Raw genomic sequence first — 17,549 nt, 5'->3', positions numbered from 1 at the left:
GATCCTTTTCAAAATGAATTCAGTCGAGTTCCAGCACCACGACGCGTTGTCCAGCGCGCACCGCCGAACCCGGTTGCACGCGGATCTCGCGTACCACCCCGGCCATGGGTGCGAGCAATGGGATTTCCATTTTCATCGACTCCAGAATCACCAGCACATCACCCGCGGCAACCCGGCTACCGGTTTCAACCTGAACCTGCCAAAGGTTGCCGGCGATGTGGCTGTCGACGCTCTGCTGACCGCTGGCAAGCGGTGCGTCGTCGGTCACTTCCGGGACAAGTTCTTCGCTGTCGAAATGCGCCTGGCCACTGGCGATCCAGCGTTCGCGTTCGGCGTTGAACGCGCCTTTTTGCTGATCACGAAACGCGGCAATGCTCTCGGCTTCCTTCGTCAGGAAGGCTTGGTAATCCGCCAGATTCAGCTGACTGTGCTCGATGTTCAGATCGAAGCGCCCGAGGGGGAAATCCCGTCGAATGCGCAGCAGTTCATCGGCGCTGACCGGGTAGAAACGGATCTGGTCAAAGAAGCGCAGCAACCACGGTTTGCCATCGAATGCGGCGACCTCGCGATAGCGATTCCACATCTGCAAAGTGCGGCCGACGAACTGATAACCGCCAGGGCCTTCCATGCCGTACACGCACATGTAAGCACCACCGATGCCCACCGAGTTTTCCGCGGTCCAGGTGCGGGCCGGGTTGTACTTGGTGGTCACCAGGCGATGCCGCGGGTCGAGTGGCGTGGCCACCGGTGCACCGAGGTAGACGTCGCCCAGGCCCATCACCAGGTAGCTGGCGTCGAACACCGTGCGCTGCACTTCGTCGAGGTTTGGCAGGTCGTTGATGCGGCGGATGAACTCCAGATTGCTTGGGCACCACGGGGCGTCCTTGCGCACGGTGGTCATGTATTTTTCGATCGCCAACTGGCAGGCCGGGTCGTCCCAGGACAACGGCAGATGGACGATGCGCGAGGGGACTTGCAGGTCCTTGGCGGCGCACACGGCGTCCCATTCGCCGGCGACGATGCCGAGCAGATCGGCCAGCGGCAGTTGTTCGGGTTGGTAGTGCACTTGCAGCGAGCGAATGCCGGGTGTCAGGTCGATGACGCCGTGCAGGTTTTGGCTTTCCAGTGCTTGCATCAGGGCGTGGGCGCGGAAGCGCAGGACGAGGTCAAGTTCGGGGGCGCCGATTTCCAGCAGCAGATGAGTGTCCCCCGATAATCTCGCAACGAGTCGCGTATCTCCCTGACCCAAATCCAACACCACAGGCGACTCAATCCCCTGTGGGAGCGAGCTTGCTCGCGATAGCGGTGTGTCAGTCACATCAATGCTGGATGTGCCGCCGTCATCGCGAGCAAGCTCGCTCCCACAGTGATTCCATTTCAAGGCGAGATTGCGGGCGGTCTTCAGGTCGACGGGGAGGAACTGAACTTTGTCCCCAGCCTTGAGCTGGCCCAGCTGCCAAAGATCCGCCTCGATCACCGTCACCGGGCAGACAAACCCGCCGAGGCTAGGGCCGTCGGGACCGAGGATTACCGGCATGTCACCGGTGAAATCCACCGCACCAATGGCGTACGGGTTGTCATGAATATTCGACGGGTGAAGCCCGGCTTCGCCGCCATCGGCACGCACCCATTCAGGCTTCGGCCCGATTAACCGCACACCGGTTCGGCTGGAGTTGAAATGCACTTCCCACTGAGTGGTGAAGAAGGTGCCGATGTAGTTTTCGGTGAAGTATTCCGGTGCGCCGTGAGGGCCGTAGATCACGCGGATCTGCCGCAGAACGGGCAACTCGGTGACCTGTTCTTCAGCCAGTTGTTGACCGGCGCTGCGGTCGTTCAAAGCAGGGAGATGCAACACGTCGCCAGCCCGCAATGCACGCCCACCATGCCCACCAAACTGGCCAAGGGTGAAGGTGCTTTTGCTGCCCAGATAATCCGGCACTTGCAGGCCTCCACGCAGGCACAAATAGCTGCGAGCGCCTGCTCCGGCAATCGTACCGAGGCTCAAAGTAGCGCCCGCCGGTACCAGAAAAGCCGTGTTCATCGGCACCACTTCACCATTAAGGGTCAGTGGAATCACTGCCCCGGTCACCGCCACCACCGCGTCGCAATTGAAGCGCAACAGCGGCCCGCTCATGGTGATTTCCAGCGCAGCGGCGCCTTCGTCGTTACCCAGCAAAAGGTTGCCCAGACGTAACGCACGACTGTCCATCGGCCCTGACGGCGGCACGCCCACAGCCCAATACCCAAGACGACCCGGATAGTCCTGAACGCTGGTCTGAGTGCCGGCGCTGAGCACTTCAAACGTGGTGGCCTGATGCACCAGACCTTCCAGGCAACGCGTCCACGGCTGGCCGCTGGCGAAAGGCGTATCGAGCAGAATCTGCCGCAAATAATTGCGGTTGGTTTCCACCCCGTAGAGCAGGCTGTCGCCCAACGCCTGATGCAGATCGGCAGCGGCTTCTTCGCGGCTTGGCGCCCAGCTGATGACCTTGGCGATCATGGGATCGAAATACGGTGGAATCTCGCAACCGGCCTCGACCCACGTGTCGATGCGCAGGTGTTTACCATCGGCGGCAGGGAAGTTCACGGCGGTCAGCAAGCCTGGGCTCGGCTGGAAATCGCGACCCGGATCTTCGGCATAAAGCCGTGCCTGAATCGCATGACCGTCGGCTTTCAAGCCTTGGCTCAACTCGCTCAACGGCGGCAAATCACCGGCTGCGAGTTCCACCATCCAGCGCACCAGATCCACACCCCAGACTTGCTCGGTGACGCCGTGCTCCACCTGCAAACGGGTGTTCACTTCGAGAAAGTAAAACCGCTGAGCCTCGCTGTCGAAGACGAATTCAACGGTGCCGGCGCTGCGGTAATTCACCGCTTTCGCCAGTTTGATCGCCGCCACACACAACTCTTCGGCCATGCCGTCAGGCAGGTTCGGCGCCGGGGTTTCTTCGAGGACTTTCTGGTTGCGGCGTTGCACCGAGCAGTCGCGCACGCCGAGGGCAATCACTTCGCCCCGACCGTCGCCGAACACCTGCACTTCCAGGTGGCGGGCGCGCTGGATGTACTTCTCGATGAACACCCCGGCGTCGCTGAAGTTGTTCTGGCCGAGGCGTTTGACCGCTTCAAAGGATTCGCTCAATTCGGCCGCACTGCGGCACACGCGCATGCCGATGCCGCCACCGCCGGCGGTGCTTTTGAGCATCACCGGGTAGCCGACCTGTTCGCCGGCAATCAGCGCCGCGTCGAGGCTGTCGAGCAACTCGGTGCCTTCGAGCATCGGCACGCCGTGTTGCTTGGCCAAGGCGCGCGCGGTGTGCTTGAGGCCGAACACTCGCAGCTGCTCTGGCGTCGGGCCGATAAAGGCGATGTTGGCGGCTTCGCAGGCTTCGGCGAACGCGGCGTTTTCCGAGAGAAAGCCGTAGCCCGGATGGATCGCCGTGGCGCCGGTGGATTTGGCGATGGCGAGGATTTTTTCGACGGCCAGATAGGTGCCGGCGGCTGCGCCTTCACCGAGGCTGTGGGCTTCATCCGCTTGCAGAATGTGCAAACTGGCGGCATCGGCTTCGGAGTAAACGGCAACGCCTTTGACTTGCAGCTCACGCAGGGTGCGCAGGATGCGACAGGCGATGGCGCCACGGTTGGCAATCAGGACTTTTTCGAACATGGCATAACCCCTGGAGGCGATAGCGCATCAGCCTCGACCTGGGATGCGGGCCGTCCCGCAGTTTTTCGATGAGCGCCGAGGTCGTCCCCGACGGCAGAATCAGTTCACTCCAGAACACCACCCAACCCCTGTGGGAGCGAGCTTGCTCGCGATAGCGGTGTGTCAGTCGACATTAATGGTGAATGTGCTGACGCTATCGCGAGCAAGCTCGCTCCCACAGGTTTCAGTGGTGTTTTGGCTGTTTGAGGCACTGGCCGGAACGGGCCTGGCACAGGGCAAACAGCCAAAGACGCAACCGCGAGAATTTCAGTTCCATACCAGCAGCTCCGCAGGAGTGGGGTTGTAGGCATTGCACGGGTTGTTCAGTTGCGGGCAGTTGGAGATCAGCACGATCACGTCCATCTCGGCCCGCAGATCAACGTATTTGCCCGGCGCCGAAATCCCGTCTTCAAACGTCAGCCCGCCATCCGCCGTGACCGGCACGTTCATGAAGAAGTTGATGTTCGGTCCGATGTCGCCCTTGCCCAGTCGTCCATCGTGAACGCAGGCGCGCAGGTAGTTGTCGCGGCAGCTGTGCATGTAGCGTTTCTCCAACGCATAACGCACGGTGTTGCTCTCTTGCGCGCACGCACCGCCGAGGGTGTCGTGACGGCCGCAGGTGTCGGCAACGATGGTGAGCATCGGTTTGCCGAGGTTGGAATAGAGCACGCTCCCGGTGCTCAGGTAGACGCTGTTCTGCCGGCGCAACGTGCGTTGCACGTCGTAGCGTTCCTTAGGATTGGCAACGCTGTAGAACAAGGTGTCGACGGCCTGATTGCCTTCCAGGTCGAGGATGCGCAAGGTCTGGCCAGCCTTGACCTCCATCAGCCACGGTTCGCCGGCCGGGATGGTGGCGCGGTAGACCGCAGCTTCTGGATGCTTTTGAGCAGTAGCGATTGCAAGTGACATGGCAGCGATCCTCAGGCGAACAGACGGTCGGTGTTGATGAAGCCGCGCTCGTTTTCCGGGCGCGAGGTGCGGCAGTGTTCGGCGACGCTGGCGTCAGCGTTCATCCAGCTCAACTTCAATGGTTTCGGCGCGTACTCAGGCGAAGGGTCCATCGGATGTTGCAGGGCGGTGAGCACCAACAGCGTGTCCATCGGCGCGTACAACTCGATGTAATCGCCAGCCTTTGAGTTGCCTTCGACGAAGTGGAAATGTCCGGCTTCATCGACGTTCACGCGGCTGAACAGGTTGAGCGTCATCAGCAGGTCGGACAGACCGAGGCCCCACTTGCCCAGCTCCACCAACAGGTTGTCGGTGCCGTTGCGGAAGAAGCCGTTGCGCAGTTCCTGATAGCGCCCCGCGCCGTATTTTTCCGCGACTTCTTCAGCGCACAGCACGCCGCCGAGGCTGTCGCTCCAGCCACAGGTGTCGGCGGTGATTGCGGCCAGCACGCGACCCATGTCCGAGTACAGGCAATGGCCGGTGGTGAGCTTGGCCGTGTGTTGGCATTTGAGGCTGTCGGGCAGGTTCAGGCGTTCGGTTTTCTCGTTGGCGTTGAGCAGCGTCAGGCTGACGTTGGCACCCCCTTGCAGGTCGGTCAGGCGCAGCAATTGGCCGCGTTTCAACACGAAGGAACGATGGCCACCGCCGGGGAGCATTTCTTCGGCGAAGGGCGGGAAGAGTTGGGTTGATTCAGTCATGTGCAAATCCTCTTAAGCGGTACGAAGCGTGCCTGCCAGCTCAGCCGGCAAGGCATCGACGGCGGCACGGTTGGTGCGGCGGTCGCTGTTCAAAGGGATGTCGTAAGTGATGCGGGCGCCATAGGCGCCGGGGGCGTGCGGGTCGAGGCGAACCTTGTCGAACACCAGCAGGCGAGTGCCGAGGCTGAAGCCTTCGGACAGGTCGTGGGTGACCATGAACACCGTCAGTTGCGTCTCGCGCCACAGCTCCAGCAGCAGGCCGTGCATGTCTTTGCGGATGCCCGGATCGAGGGCGCCGAACGGTTCGTCGAGCAGCAACACGCGGGGTTTCATGATCAGCGCCTGGGCGATGGCCAGCCGTTGTTGCATGCCGCCGGACAATTGCGCCGGGTACTTGTCCAGTGAATGGCCGAGGCCGACTTTGTGCAGTAGTACTGAGGCTTGTTCGCGTGCGTCTTTTTTTGCGCTGCCAAACAAGCGCCCAAGCAGAGGCGAGCGCGGTAGTTCGAGGCCGAGGGCGACGTTGTCCAGCACCGTTAAATGCGGGAACACCGAGTAGCGCTGGAACACTACGCCACGGCTCGCATCCGGCTCGCCTGCCAAGGCCTGGCCATCCAACAGAATCTCGCCGCGACTGGCGCGTTCCTGGCCGAGCAACAGCCGCAGGAAGGTCGACTTACCGCAACCCGACGCACCGACCAAGGTGCAGAATTCACCCTCGTTGACGTTCAGGTTCAGCCCTTCGAGCACCACCTGATCGGCGTATTGCTGCCAGACATTTTTCACTGTGATGAAGCTCATGCGCGGGCCCCCTCATACCAAGGGAACGCCCGTTGGGTCAGGCGTTTCAGGCCCCAATCCATTAGCCAGGCGAGCAGGGTGATCCAGACCACATAGGGCAGAATCACGTCCATCGCCAGGTAACGGCGCACCAGGAAAATCCGGTAACCGAGGCCGTCGGTGGAGGCGATGGCTTCGGCGGCGATCAGGAACAACCACGCCGAGCCAAGCATCAGCCGTAGCGAGATCAACAAGCGTGGCAGCAGTTGCGGTAGCACTACCCGCAGCATCAGCGTCCAGGTCGAAGCGCCGAGGGTCTGGGCCTTGATCAGCAACTCGACCGGTATCTCACGGGCACGTTGCTCCAGATCACGAGCGAGGCACGGGGTAATACCGATCACGATCAGCATCACTTTCGACAATTCCCCCAGCCCGAACACGATGAACAGAATTGGCAGAATCGCCAGCGGCGGCACCATCGACAGCACCGTCAGCAACGGCGACAACGGCGCGCCAAACAGCGGCAGCGTACCGGCGGCGATGCCCAGGAACAGCCCGGCCAGCGCGCTGATACCGAGGCCGATGGCCAGGCGTCGCAGGCTGGACGCGGTGTCTTGCCACAACACGTATTCACCGGTGCGGGTGTCGGCGGTGAACGCCAGGCGTTTCATCGCGTCGGTCATCTGCACGGTGCTCGGTAGCAGTTTGTCGTTGGGGTTGTCCGTCAGCCGCTCGGCCGAGCCCATGAAGTAGGCGAACAGCACCAGGGCGAACGGCAGGATCACCAACAGCAGGCGACTCGGGCGATCCGGGTGGCGATTGATCAGGCGCATGGCCAGGTCCTCTTGATTACAGCTTCGCGTCGGCGGCCATCTGCACGTAGGTCGGGTCGAAGCGCAGCTTGAGGTTGGTCTTGTCGCCGCTGGTCACGCCATTGGCGAATGCCATGCCGACTGCGCTGGTGTCTTTGGCGCCTTCACCCAGCAAGCCGTGCTGGAACGAGAATTCGGCCACCTTGCGCATGGTTTCCGGCAGTTGCTTGCTGGTGGAGAACGCCAGGGCTTCTTTGGGTGTGGCGAACAATTTGGTGGTGTCCAGTTGCGACTGGAAACCGGCCAGATCGGTGCCCGAGGCTTTGGCCATGTGTTCGAGCGCGGCTTTGCTGGCGGCATTTTTCGCGTTCATCAACTCGACCACTTCAAACCAGGCGCCGGTCAGTGCTTTGCCCAGCGCCGGGTTGTCTTTGAGGGTCGATGAGTTGACCACCATCATGTCCATGATTTCGCCGGGGATCTGGCTGGAGTTGAACACTTCGGTCACCGCAGGCTTGGCCTTGATGTCCGAAAGCATCGGGTTCCAGGTGGTGACAGCGTTGACCTGATCGGTGTTGAAGGCAGCCGAGATGTCGGCGTCGGAGGTGTTGACCACTTTCAGGTCTTTCTCGGTGAGATCGACCGAATCCAGCGCCCGGGCCAGCAGGTAGTGGGAAACCGAGAGCTCCACCAGATTGACGTCCATGCCTTTGAGGTCGGTGACTTTCTTGCCGTCGCCCTTGAGCACAATACCGTCGTTGCCGTTGGAGAAGTCGCTGACGATCAGCGCGGTGCTGTCGACGCCGCCAGCCGCCGGAATGGTCAGCGCATCCATGTTGGTCATGGTGCAGCCGTCGAACTGGCCGGCGGTGTATTGGTTGATGGATTCGACGTAGTCATTGAGCTGCACCACATCAATCTTGATGCCGTACTTCTTTGCCCATTTATCGACGATGCCTTGGCTGCCAGCGTATTCCCAGGGCATCCAGCCGGCGTAGATGGTCCAGCAGACGCTGAAGTGGTCTTTTTGTGCGGCTTGGGACGAGACGCTCACGAAGGCTGCGAAAGCAGCGGCGAGCAGGGCGGGTAAACGAAGCTTGAGCATGGGTGGTTCTCCAGTTGATCAAGGGCGGGCAGGAGTCAACGCGGCACCGCGAACGGTGGCTTGTCTCCCGGGCTTTTGTCCCGCCGTGTAACCTCAACTGGAGGTCGCCAACTCTCGGACCAGCCACTCGCCTTAGCGAGCCGGAACCCTAGTCAGCCATTGCAAATTGTGGTGCCGCGAACCTGTGATGACTCCTGCACGTCTTTGCTAAAGCGAGAGCCGTGCCAAGTCGGCTTGAGCCGTCTGGCCTGCGGCATTGCGCGATTGGCGCTTATGGACGGGGAGAAAGTCTTGCCTTGTGATGGTGCGCCGGCGCACCGCAATGGGACGTATCGGCCGCCGATCTGAAGGTTGGCGCCGCCCGGCACTCGATGGAGCATTTCCAGTCAAAAATGGTGTCAGCCGGCCTGTTCCGGTTGTGGGTCTTTCAGGAGGCCGCCATGTTTCGTCGACTGTTGTTCGGTATGGTTCTCGGTCTTGGGCTATCCGGCTGCTACTACTATGCCGGTGGCTACGATGTGTACTCCGCGCCTTATTACTACCCCGGCTATTCGCCTTATTCCTACTATTACGGACCGCGTTATTACTATGGTCCGCGCTTTTATGGCGGCTATCGCTACTACTATTGGGGCGGGCATTCGCCACGTTATTACGGCGGTGGATATCGTGGTGGCCACCATTAATCAGCGGGTGAATGGATGAAAAACCTTTCATCGGCGACTTGTTTCAATGTGTTTCACGAACGCACCAGATTTGGAAAACGATGTCTGATCTTTCGACAGTCACCGAATAATTGACTGTCGCCTGCCAGCGTCGCTGGTGTGGCTCACTCGCGGTCCAGGAGGCCGCCATGTATCTGCGAATTCTTCTGATTGCTGTATTGGGATTGTCTCTTGGTGCATGCGTGCCTTATTCCGATGGAGGAGCCAGCTATTACCGTTCCGAGGTCTATACCTCGCCATCCTATTATGACGGCGGGCCTTACTACTCAGGCGGCGGCGGTTATTACACGCAACCACGCCGGTACTACTCACCGCCAGCGCGGTATTACCAGCCAACGCCGCGGTATTACCATCAGCCGCGGGTTTATCAACCGGCACCGCGTTATTATCAGTCGTCGCCACGAGCCGACTACCGGGCTCATCAGAATCGCGGCTGGGATGGTCATAACCGTGGCGGTTGGGACGGCCGTAACCGCGGAGGAAACAACGACTATCGCGGCGGCCATGGCGGACGCGACAACCGTGGCGGAAGGGGCGAGCACAGCAGTCGCGGCAATCACGATGGCCGAGGCGGCCACCGGTAGTCCTCACAAAAACCTCTACAAAAAAGCGGCGCATCAGGCGCCGCTTTTTTTTTGCGCTGCGTCAGCCATCGCTCGTTGGGTCGTGACTGGCGTTGGAGGTGAAGCCCTCAACGAAATCGTACAGCCGGTGGCAGGAAAGAAAGAGGGGCGCTCCTGCTCGATTCGAAAAAACACTCGTCTTGCCCATCTCCTCGGGTGTTCTCGGAACCCTCCTACAGTTTTATTTCTGCGCATTTGTTAGCGTTTGTGCATTCACATTGATGTTGGAAAAACTTCAATTTAACGGGGGTATCTAAGGAAGAAAGTCGGTCAAATCATGAATTTACTCATTATTCATCAAAACTTCCCCGGTCAATTTCGGCATGTTGCATTGGCGGCGCTGAGTCGACCAAACATCACAGTTACTGCGATAGGGAGAAATACTGCTCCGGGTGTTCCTGGAATAAAGCTCTTTCGATATCGGACTATAAGGAAAAAATCAGATGTTGTTCATCCGTATTTGCATAAATATGAAGAGGCGATATTTGATGGTCAACAAGTCCTTAGAGTGTTGACGAAGCTGAAGCAAGAAGGTTATTACCCTGATGTGATACTCGCTCATCCGGGATGGGGTGAAACACTGTTCGTAAAGGATGTATATCCTGACATTCCGCTCATTCATTTCTGTGAATATTATTATCATTCAAAGGGTGCGGATATGGGTTTCGATCCAGAATTCCCGTGTGCCGTAGATGCATCATCAAGGCTTCGTCTCCTGAATTCGATGCACCTTTTGAATCTTGAGCAATGTGATGTTGGAATATCACCAACACATTGGCAACGCAGTCTGTTTCCACCCAATTATCACTCTAAAATTCATGTGATTCATGAAGGTGTCCCTTTGCAATCTCCCGAACCTGTGCCGGTTGCCTCTGTAAAGTTACCCAGTGGGCACGTGATAAAAACCGGCCAATCAATCGTGACGTACGTTGCCAGAAACCTTGAGCCATATCGCGGGTTTCATAGTTTTATGAGGTCTATCCCATACATTCAAGCTCAGTGCCCAGACGCCAAAATCATAATAGTAGGAGGAGATGGAGTAAGTTATGGGCGTATGCCCATAGGGTATAAAAACTGGCGCAGCAAAATGGTGGCTGAATTAAAAGTGGATCTTTCCAAAGTGCATTTTACCGGCAAGCTGCCTTATGCAACGTATAGAGCTATTTTGCGGGTTTCAGACGTTCATGTTTATTTAACGTATCCCTTCGTTTTGTCTTGGTCATTGCTAGAGGCTATGGCGTCTGGATGTGTCGTAATAGGCTCCGATACCGCTCCAGTCAAAGAGGTGATTGTTGACGGTGTAAATGGATTGTTGGTGGATTTCTTTGATGGTGAAGCGATAGCGGGAAAGGTTTGCAATATTCTACGGTCTCCGGGTGATTTTAGTTTAATTAAAAAATCTTCGAAACTTACAGTGAGCAGGTTCGATGTAAGGAATGGTGTAAAGGGCTATTTTGATATTTTTGATCGCGTGATGTCTGGTTGTTGTTCTAGATAAGCTGTTTGATCATTTTAAAATGGAGTTTGAAATGTATAAGGTGTTTCGCAAAGGTGCATATGGGTGGTGTAAATCGATTCTGAAGTACGGTTTGTTTTTAGCTTTTTGTTATTGGGTGGTGGATTTTTATATTGAATGGGAACGCATGGCAGAAGCAAGAGAGCATCAACGTGAGGTATCAAAAAAATGTAGTCAAAAACTTGCAGGTATGGAACAGGTTCCCATCTTGGGCGGGAGTCTTCTTGATAGACCTCGGATACCAGGATTTCATTTTGGTTCTTCAACGAGGGACGGGCTGTGTATTGCAGATGTTCTTGAGGGGTCTTTTTGGTGGACGGGGACTGAACTCCGCACAGAATACCAGGAGAGTGGGAAAGAAAAACCATCTAGCTGGGGGCATTTCAATGTGGCTGCCAGGTTGTATACAAGAAAACCATCCACCGAACCGTACACTATGGGACGTAAGACTATCGATTGGCCTGATGAGCTTACTGTAAAACTAAAAAATTATCCGGGCTTGGAGCTCTGGCTTACCGCTCCCCCTCCTAGTATTAAGAATGAATTCTCAGTTACAAGTTTTGTAATACGTGACTGGCGTCGACGTGACGGAACTCCGCGCACGATATCGTGTGACGGTTTGGACTCACCGAGGAAGAAAACTTTAGAAAGTGGAGTGAGTAAGGCGGATCTGTTGAAGTTTAATAAGTTACAGCTGGAAAATTTAGATTTTGGTGCCTTAAAAGCCTATTGCACGGTCGAATTGCATAATTTTGATTTTGCAGGTGGGGATGCTCGCATAGGAACTGGAACTGAATCGTTACTTGGCGCTCCTATAGCGCTTCAGATGATTAGTGAATATCTTTCGAACTCTATAATTACAGGGAAGTAACTATGAGCTACGTTTTTGGTGTCTTAGAGAAAAAAAGAATTTTCGATGCTGTCAGTATATGTAATGGGATGGTGTTCGATTCGGAAGAGGAGCGATACAAAGCAGTAGCTATAGAGGGCCAAAATTGCGCGCCTTTCTATCAAGAGTTGTCAAATATTATTGGTGAAAAACTTTCAGAGCGAGTTGTGTTTGGTGGAAACGTTAAGCGTACTTTAAATAGTGCCAAACTCTGGCTCGATGTGGCGATTGATGCCAATGGAGGACGAGGTGCTTTCTCAGCTTTAATTCGTGCTTATACGGTGCGGCAAGGACAGTTAAGGTTGAATGAAACGTTTAGTGCTGAGTTGATACAGAGGGCATCTAATGGGGTGGCAGTCAATTTCGTTAATTCCCTGATGCACGGGTCAGTAATAGATGATTTGGATCCGTGGACAGTGCCTTTAATTAGCCAGATAGCTTCCATCGATGCAAGAGCCGTCGGTGAAATATTGTTCGAAGACGAAAGTGGTACAGAAGATACTGCCTCAAGTCGTAATTCAGGATGGTCGGGGGCAATCGCGTTTAGTCTGTTGGGTGGGGAGTTTCCCTATGAAACGTGGAGATTGATATCAGCGGGTGATCCCGGATCGGAAATAAAAGGGAGTCATGAACAAGCGAAGGTTAATAGAATCGATGATTTCAAGAATATCCTGTTTGCCATAGATTCATACAGTGTGGCGCTTGAAGCGGTGATCAGAAATTTCGGCAGCAATATTTTTGAGAGCTTGTTTTCAGTTGTGCCAGAGCAGATAAATGTGGCACTTAGTAGCGGGAGTGTTAATCCACTAATCCAGTATGTGGTTAAAGGTACGCCTATTTCACCATTGGTTAATCTGATCCTAAGATACGGCGTGAATGCCTTCTTTGACATGTTTAGACGAACATACGAAGGAAACTCTACTGTTGTACCTACTACGGATGAAACGTTTGCCGCTAACGCCTATACGTTTTTCTCGGCGTTCCCACCGAGTCAATCCCAAAGCATTGTTGCGAAGACAATTGGGGAATACGGCAGCGCTTCTGAGTGGGGGGTACTAGCCGCCCAAGATACGTCTATCGGGCAGGCGTTACGAAACTCTCTAAAGCAGCTGAGCGAAATAGTTATAGAAAGAGACGACGGTTTTTCAGGGCGCGGTCTGGAACTCTATGACTCGAAAACCGGCGAAGGCGTCATCACTGAGCAATGGCTTATTGATCGCGCAGATATGTTAGGCCGCCTGATAGCCAGGACCAACGAATCATTCGGTGAAAACACGGCTCAGAAGTTTTCTTACTCAGATCTTGCATCAGGTAAACAGGCGCCAATGACTACAGGGGTTTCAAATCCGCTGGTCATGTTTGGTGATGATGGAGGCCGCTCGTTCAGCGGGGGAGCAAATCTCGACCATCTTTACGGTGGCGCGGGCAATGACACTCTCAAGGGGCGAGAAGGAAACGATTATATTGAAGGTGGTCATGGTCGCGATTCGTTAAGCGGCGGAGAGGGGAATGACGCGCTACATGGGATGTCGGGTGACGATGTCTTAGTGGGTGGCAAGGGTAACGATATTCTGATTGGAGGCACCGGAAAAGATCGATATGAATTTTCGAGTGGCGATGGAATCGATCAGATTTTCGATTTGAACATTGATGGTCAGATACTTATAAATGGCCTTCCGATTCCTGTCCCTAAACGAAGTGGCCCTCTGAGTAATACCTGGGTTACTGAAGATGGCGCCATTACTTTAACCATCATCGAAGAACTCACTGAAAAAACACTCAATATCAAATACGGTCAGAATGACCTGGTTGTTATAAAGCACTACACGCCAGGAATGTTGGGCGTCCAACTCCCGGATTACAAAGTTCAGCCGATTCCGAGACCCGATCTAACCGTAATGGGTGATTGGAAAGCAAAAGATACCGACCCAGATGTTCCCGGTGATCAGTTCTCTTACGATGAACTAGGTAATGTTGTGGTGATGCCGAATGTAAAGCAGAGAAACAAGGCCGACTCACTTTACGGATCGCCGAACGACAACGTAATTATTGGGCTTGGTGGTTCTGATCGGTTATTCGGTAAAGGTGGAAATGACCGGTTGTTTGGGGATAAGCAATCAACAATCGAACAAGCGTTGGCTGATGGAGCCCTTCGCGGGAAGGCGAGTCGTGGTGATTGGCTTGATGGGGGGCAGGGCGATGATCTACTTGTGGGCACCGGGTCTCGAGACGTGCTACTCGGAGGCAACGGTCGAGATACGCTCATTGGGGGAGCCGGCGACGACAATTTATCCGGTGATGAAGTGACCGGTGTGTTGGAGAAAAACTGGAATTTTAAAAGGATTGACGTTCCTCTCGGCGACGGTGTCGTCAGCATGCGTAACGTGTATGCCAAAGCGTCCCTTAGCAACCCTTTGGAGGGGGGCAATGACATTCTTTACGGTCAAGGTGGTCGGGACTTTATCTCTGGTGGCTGGGGGGATGATTTGCTCGATGGCGGAACTGAAAACGATGTCCTGAGCGGCGATGGGGGAAATGACACGCTTAGTGGCGGGGACGGCAACGACACATTGGCGGGAGACAACCTTGATTGGGCTGGTGGTCTCCAAAGCAGGCACCACGGCAACGATTTGTTGGTTGGAGGGGATGGCAATGATGAACTTGCTGGTAACGGTGGTAGCGATGTGTTGTACGGCGGAATGGGTAACGATGATCTAAAAGGAGATGACCCTGTATTGCAGGGTATTGAGGGTGACGCCGCGAATTCTTTTGGTAATGATTTTCTGGATGGTGGTGCGGGTGACGACTCCCTTCAAGGTGGCGGTGCTGATGATTTACTTTATGGCGGCGCAGGTAACGATGATCTATCTGGCGATTATGCCGATCACCCAATTCGCTACCACGGTGACGATTTCCTTGATGGCGGCATTGGTGATGACACTCTCCGAGGCATGGGAGGCTCCGATACGCTGATCGGGGGACAAGGGGCTGACGCCCTGGATGGAGATGAGCAAAACCTACAATCGGGTGGAGCCAATGATGACTACGTTCGAGGCGATGCAGGAAACGATACGATCTGGGGAGGCTTAGGCGCCGATACACTTTACGGAGGTGCTGATGATGACTTCTTGCTGGGTGACTATGAGCAAACACCCGAAATGGAACATGGCGCAGATTATCTTGATGGAGGTCCAGGTAACGACACTCTATTAGGCGGTGGTGGAAACGACACATTATATGGCGATGCAGGTGTGGACTATCTTCGTGGTGGTTCCGGCAATAACGTTTTTGCAGGTGGCGCCGGCAACGACTATCTGGATGGGCAAGACGGCGACGATACTTATCATTTTGGTACTGGTGATGGACTCGACGTTATCGCAGATACAGGCGGAAATAACGTCATAAAATTTGGATCTGGATTTACTGCGGATAGTTTAAAGGCTGACATTATTGTTGTTGATATTGGGCCGGTATTACGACTGTCGAATGGTTCAGGTGACGCCATTCTGATTCGCGATTTTGAAAAATGGCAAAATTCATCATTTGGTTTCAGTGACGGGGTTGTTTTAAGTTTTCAGGATGTTATGAAAATAGTCCAAAAGCCGGCAGAAGTTTCGTCTTTGGTAGAAACATCTCTGGTAGGTGGCGCAGACGGAAGTAGCGTCGGGGTTACAGATAGCCCTGATGTTACGGAGCAATCCGGAGATAATGAAAATTATAATGAGGCGGCGGATACCAATAATGCTGCGACCGATACTCCTCGCCTTGACGGTGATAGTGACAAACTGTGGGGCGAAGAGTTTCTGGCGAACATGAAAAAGCGCCGCTCGGCATTTATACTGGCATCGGGGTTCGTGCTAAATGCTCAGGGCGCTTGGAGTAAAAGCTATATCGCTGATGATGAGTACAACTACCACGAAAAAACCAATTTAATTGTTGAAAGCTTCCAGGCAGGATCATTATCGGAAACTCCGGGTCGAATGAGTCTTGTTTCTGGTAGAGCAGTACTCAGTGACAGATCTTCAAATACAACGTCCCGCACTGAGTCGATACCTTCAGTGGTAGGTGGGCTGAAATACACGCCAAAACAAGAGCCGCAATACTATCCCTCTGGCTCAAGCTATAGTGGGTTTGCTTTAAGTGCTGGGGAAATTGTCATCGAAAATAAAAGCGTCACAGGTGTAATTCAAGGTTGGTATGTTTATCCTGCTGGAAGCTTCGAAGATGGTGCGGTTAGTTATAAGCAGTTCAGTTGGGATGTCACCACTGAAACCGTTAGGCACCAAGTTGTTCAGGGCGATGACTCAGGCGGTAGAGTAAATCTTGAAGGTGGCAATATTTTTCATGGCGGGACGGGCGATGATTTAGTCGTCACTGTTAAGGATCCTGACGTTTATTATGGTGAACATGAAGGTAACACACTCGGTGCGTTTCTTTCAGGCGGGGCGGGAAACGATACGCTGCTTGGATCAGACGGTGCGGATTATTTAGTCAGTGGCTCAGGGCATGATTGGCTTTACGGCGAGAATGGTCCTGACACTTATATAATAGGCGCGCATGCTGGAGCGACCACCATTATTGCGGATATGTTAAGCCCTGTTTTTCTCCGTCCTGAAGTTGGGGTTGCCGGGTGGAAATCTGAGTCCGGGCTAGACGATACTGATACCGTTAGACTTCCGGATGGGATAATTCTTGAGCAGTTGCAATTAAGTTGGGGTGCCGTATTGGTTGAAGCGGTCAATATAGAGTTATCACCAAAACCACAGCGTGGTACCTATCGCAGTCCACCCCGAGGGCTGATGCTGTACTCAACGCTTGATATTTCCTGGGGTAAGGAACAACAAGTTCGTATTGTATTGCCGAATGCAAGTGATCTTGGTGGTTCTGGTATTGAAGTTATAAAGTTTGCAGACGGTGCGACCATTCGCTTGGAACAGCTTATCGCTAACAGCAAATTAGGTCCTGCTCCTGATACTTACCACCATGGCGTTTTGGTGGCCAGTGCTCCTTTGGTCAGATCTTCTCGTGATAATAAAGCGCTTCCTCTCGTTGGTGGTCGAGGTGATGACACTTTGAGTGGGTCAGGTGAGATAAGAGGCATGCAGGGAAATGATTCGATCTCGGGCGGTTCAGGAGACGATGTTCTTTGGGGAGGACCGGGTGACGACACTCTAGCCGGTGGCGCGGGCAATGATGTTTACAAATATGACGGACTGGGAAGAGATTTGATTGTTAATACATCTGGCGGTATTGATGGGATCGATTTTACGGATTTCGATGCATCCATCCAACAGCTGAAATTTCACCGCGATAATGATGATCTCGTCGTAGTGGTGAATTATGGTTCGTCTCCGAAGATACGAGTGGTTAATCATTTTTTAGGAGGCGACGCTGCGATAAGTTTTATCAGAGTACAAGGAGTGGATAGAATTCCTCAAGACTACACTGCGGACCAACTTGTTGAGCTTCTACACGCTTTACCCCCGCTAAGGGATGTGGAAGACATCTTGTTGCGTAATGACGATGAAGCGTTGCAGGCAGTGAAGGAAATAACACAATTTTATGGGCTTGACGGTTAATTATTACTTCGATGCCAAACAGGTGATGACTACAAACTATTCCTCCGCTTGCGGTAAGAGGCTCGTTCCGGGAATAGGGTAGGCACGAAGTGCAGTTAACAACGTGTACGAGCATGGCTTGCCCGCGATAAGCCCTTGAGATGGCCATCGCGGGCAATGCCCGGATTTCAGTAT

General features: G+C 54.4%; 11 protein-coding genes and 1 riboswitch. Of the genes, 5 read left to right on the top strand and 6 right to left on the bottom strand.

Annotation, left to right across the window (positions count from 1 at the left end; genetic code table 11):
- Nucleotides 1-19: 19 nt before the first annotated feature.
- The 6 genes from uca to ACA079_RS24855 form a co-directional block, all read right to left on the bottom strand.
- Nucleotides 20-3,664, bottom strand: coding sequence for an urea carboxylase (gene uca / locus ACA079_RS24880; protein ID WP_497701294.1), 3,645 nt, complete (start codon nt 3,662-3,664; stop codon nt 20-22).
- Nucleotides 3,665-3,970: 306 nt separating this feature from the next.
- Complete coding sequence (locus ACA079_RS24875; RefSeq protein WP_452625271.1) at nt 3,971-4,612, bottom strand: urea amidolyase associated protein UAAP2; 642 nt, start codon at nt 4,610-4,612, stop codon at nt 3,971-3,973.
- An 11-nt stretch (nt 4,613-4,623) separates the two neighbouring features.
- Nucleotides 4,624-5,349 (bottom strand): urea amidolyase associated protein UAAP1, encoded by a 726-nt coding sequence (locus ACA079_RS24870; RefSeq protein WP_497701293.1) that lies wholly within the window; start codon nt 5,347-5,349, stop codon nt 4,624-4,626.
- 12 nt (nt 5,350-5,361) lie between these two features.
- Complete coding sequence (locus ACA079_RS24865; protein ID WP_497701292.1) at nt 5,362-6,150, bottom strand: ABC transporter ATP-binding protein; 789 nt, start codon at nt 6,148-6,150, stop codon at nt 5,362-5,364.
- Nucleotides 6,147-6,962 carry an ABC transporter permease gene (locus ACA079_RS24860; RefSeq protein WP_497701291.1) on the bottom strand — a complete coding sequence of 272 codons (816 nt, stop codon included), beginning with the start codon at nt 6,960-6,962 and terminating at the stop codon, nt 6,147-6,149. Before ACA079_RS24860 ends, ACA079_RS24865 begins: the two co-directional genes overlap by 4 nt.
- 16 nt (nt 6,963-6,978) lie before the next feature.
- The gene (locus ACA079_RS24855) at nt 6,979-8,046 is read right to left on the bottom strand and encodes a putative urea ABC transporter substrate-binding protein (protein ID WP_415759501.1); all 1,068 of its coding nucleotides are present in this window, start codon (nt 8,044-8,046) and stop codon (nt 6,979-6,981) included.
- 62 nt (nt 8,047-8,108) lie between these two features.
- Nucleotides 8,109-8,209: riboswitch (guanidine-I (ykkC/yxkD leader) on the bottom strand.
- A gap of 277 nt (nt 8,210-8,486) precedes the next feature.
- On the opposite strand from ACA079_RS24855, the gene ACA079_RS24850 reads away from it, so the two are divergent.
- From ACA079_RS24850 to ACA079_RS24830, 5 genes are all read left to right on the top strand, one after another.
- Nucleotides 8,487-8,729: a hypothetical protein gene (locus tag ACA079_RS24850; protein WP_497701290.1), complete on the top strand. Its 243-nt coding sequence runs from the start codon at nt 8,487-8,489 to the stop codon at nt 8,727-8,729.
- A 167-nt stretch (nt 8,730-8,896) separates the two neighbouring features.
- A complete protein-coding gene (locus tag ACA079_RS24845; protein ID WP_497701289.1) occupies nt 8,897-9,352 on the top strand; it encodes a hypothetical protein in 456 nt (151 codons plus the stop codon).
- Between the two features lie 316 nt (nt 9,353-9,668).
- A complete protein-coding gene (locus ACA079_RS24840; RefSeq protein ID WP_497701288.1) occupies nt 9,669-10,889 on the top strand; it encodes a glycosyltransferase family 4 protein in 1,221 nt (406 codons plus the stop codon).
- A 31-nt stretch (nt 10,890-10,920) separates the two neighbouring features.
- Nucleotides 10,921-11,778, top strand: coding sequence for a hypothetical protein (locus ACA079_RS24835; protein ID WP_497701287.1), 858 nt, complete (start codon nt 10,921-10,923; stop codon nt 11,776-11,778).
- A gap of 2 nt (nt 11,779-11,780) precedes the next feature.
- Nucleotides 11,781-17,375 (top strand): calcium-binding protein, encoded by a 5,595-nt coding sequence (locus ACA079_RS24830; protein WP_497701286.1) that lies wholly within the window; start codon nt 11,781-11,783, stop codon nt 17,373-17,375.
- Nucleotides 17,376-17,549: the final 174 nt, after the last annotated feature.

Source organism: Pseudomonas sp. LBUM1645, assembly GCF_059716185.1.
The sequence above is the reverse complement of the archived record's forward strand: the minus strand, read 5'-3'. Positions and strand labels throughout refer to the sequence as shown.

Excerpts from the sequence above, each read along its gene's own strand:
- uca (WP_497701294.1), bottom strand. The coding sequence starts at position 3,664 with ATGTTCGAAAAAGTCCTGATTGCCAACCGTGGCGCCATCGCCTGTCGC.
- ACA079_RS24875 (WP_452625271.1), bottom strand. The coding sequence starts at position 4,612 with ATGTCACTTGCAATCGCTACTGCTCAAAAGCATCCAGAAGCTGCGGTC.
- ACA079_RS24870 (WP_497701293.1), bottom strand. The coding sequence starts at position 5,349 with ATGACTGAATCAACCCAACTCTTCCCGCCCTTCGCCGAAGAAATGCTC.
- ACA079_RS24865 (WP_497701292.1), bottom strand. The coding sequence starts at position 6,150 with ATGAGCTTCATCACAGTGAAAAATGTCTGGCAGCAATACGCCGATCAG.
- ACA079_RS24860 (WP_497701291.1), bottom strand. The coding sequence starts at position 6,962 with ATGCGCCTGATCAATCGCCACCCGGATCGCCCGAGTCGCCTGCTGTTG.
- ACA079_RS24855 (WP_415759501.1), bottom strand. The coding sequence starts at position 8,046 with ATGCTCAAGCTTCGTTTACCCGCCCTGCTCGCCGCTGCTTTCGCAGCC.
- ACA079_RS24850 (WP_497701290.1), top strand. The coding sequence starts at position 8,487 with ATGTTTCGTCGACTGTTGTTCGGTATGGTTCTCGGTCTTGGGCTATCC.
- ACA079_RS24845 (WP_497701289.1), top strand. The coding sequence starts at position 8,897 with ATGTATCTGCGAATTCTTCTGATTGCTGTATTGGGATTGTCTCTTGGT.
- ACA079_RS24840 (WP_497701288.1), top strand. The coding sequence starts at position 9,669 with ATGAATTTACTCATTATTCATCAAAACTTCCCCGGTCAATTTCGGCAT.
- ACA079_RS24835 (WP_497701287.1), top strand. The coding sequence starts at position 10,921 with ATGTATAAGGTGTTTCGCAAAGGTGCATATGGGTGGTGTAAATCGATT.
- ACA079_RS24830 (WP_497701286.1), top strand. The coding sequence starts at position 11,781 with ATGAGCTACGTTTTTGGTGTCTTAGAGAAAAAAAGAATTTTCGATGCT.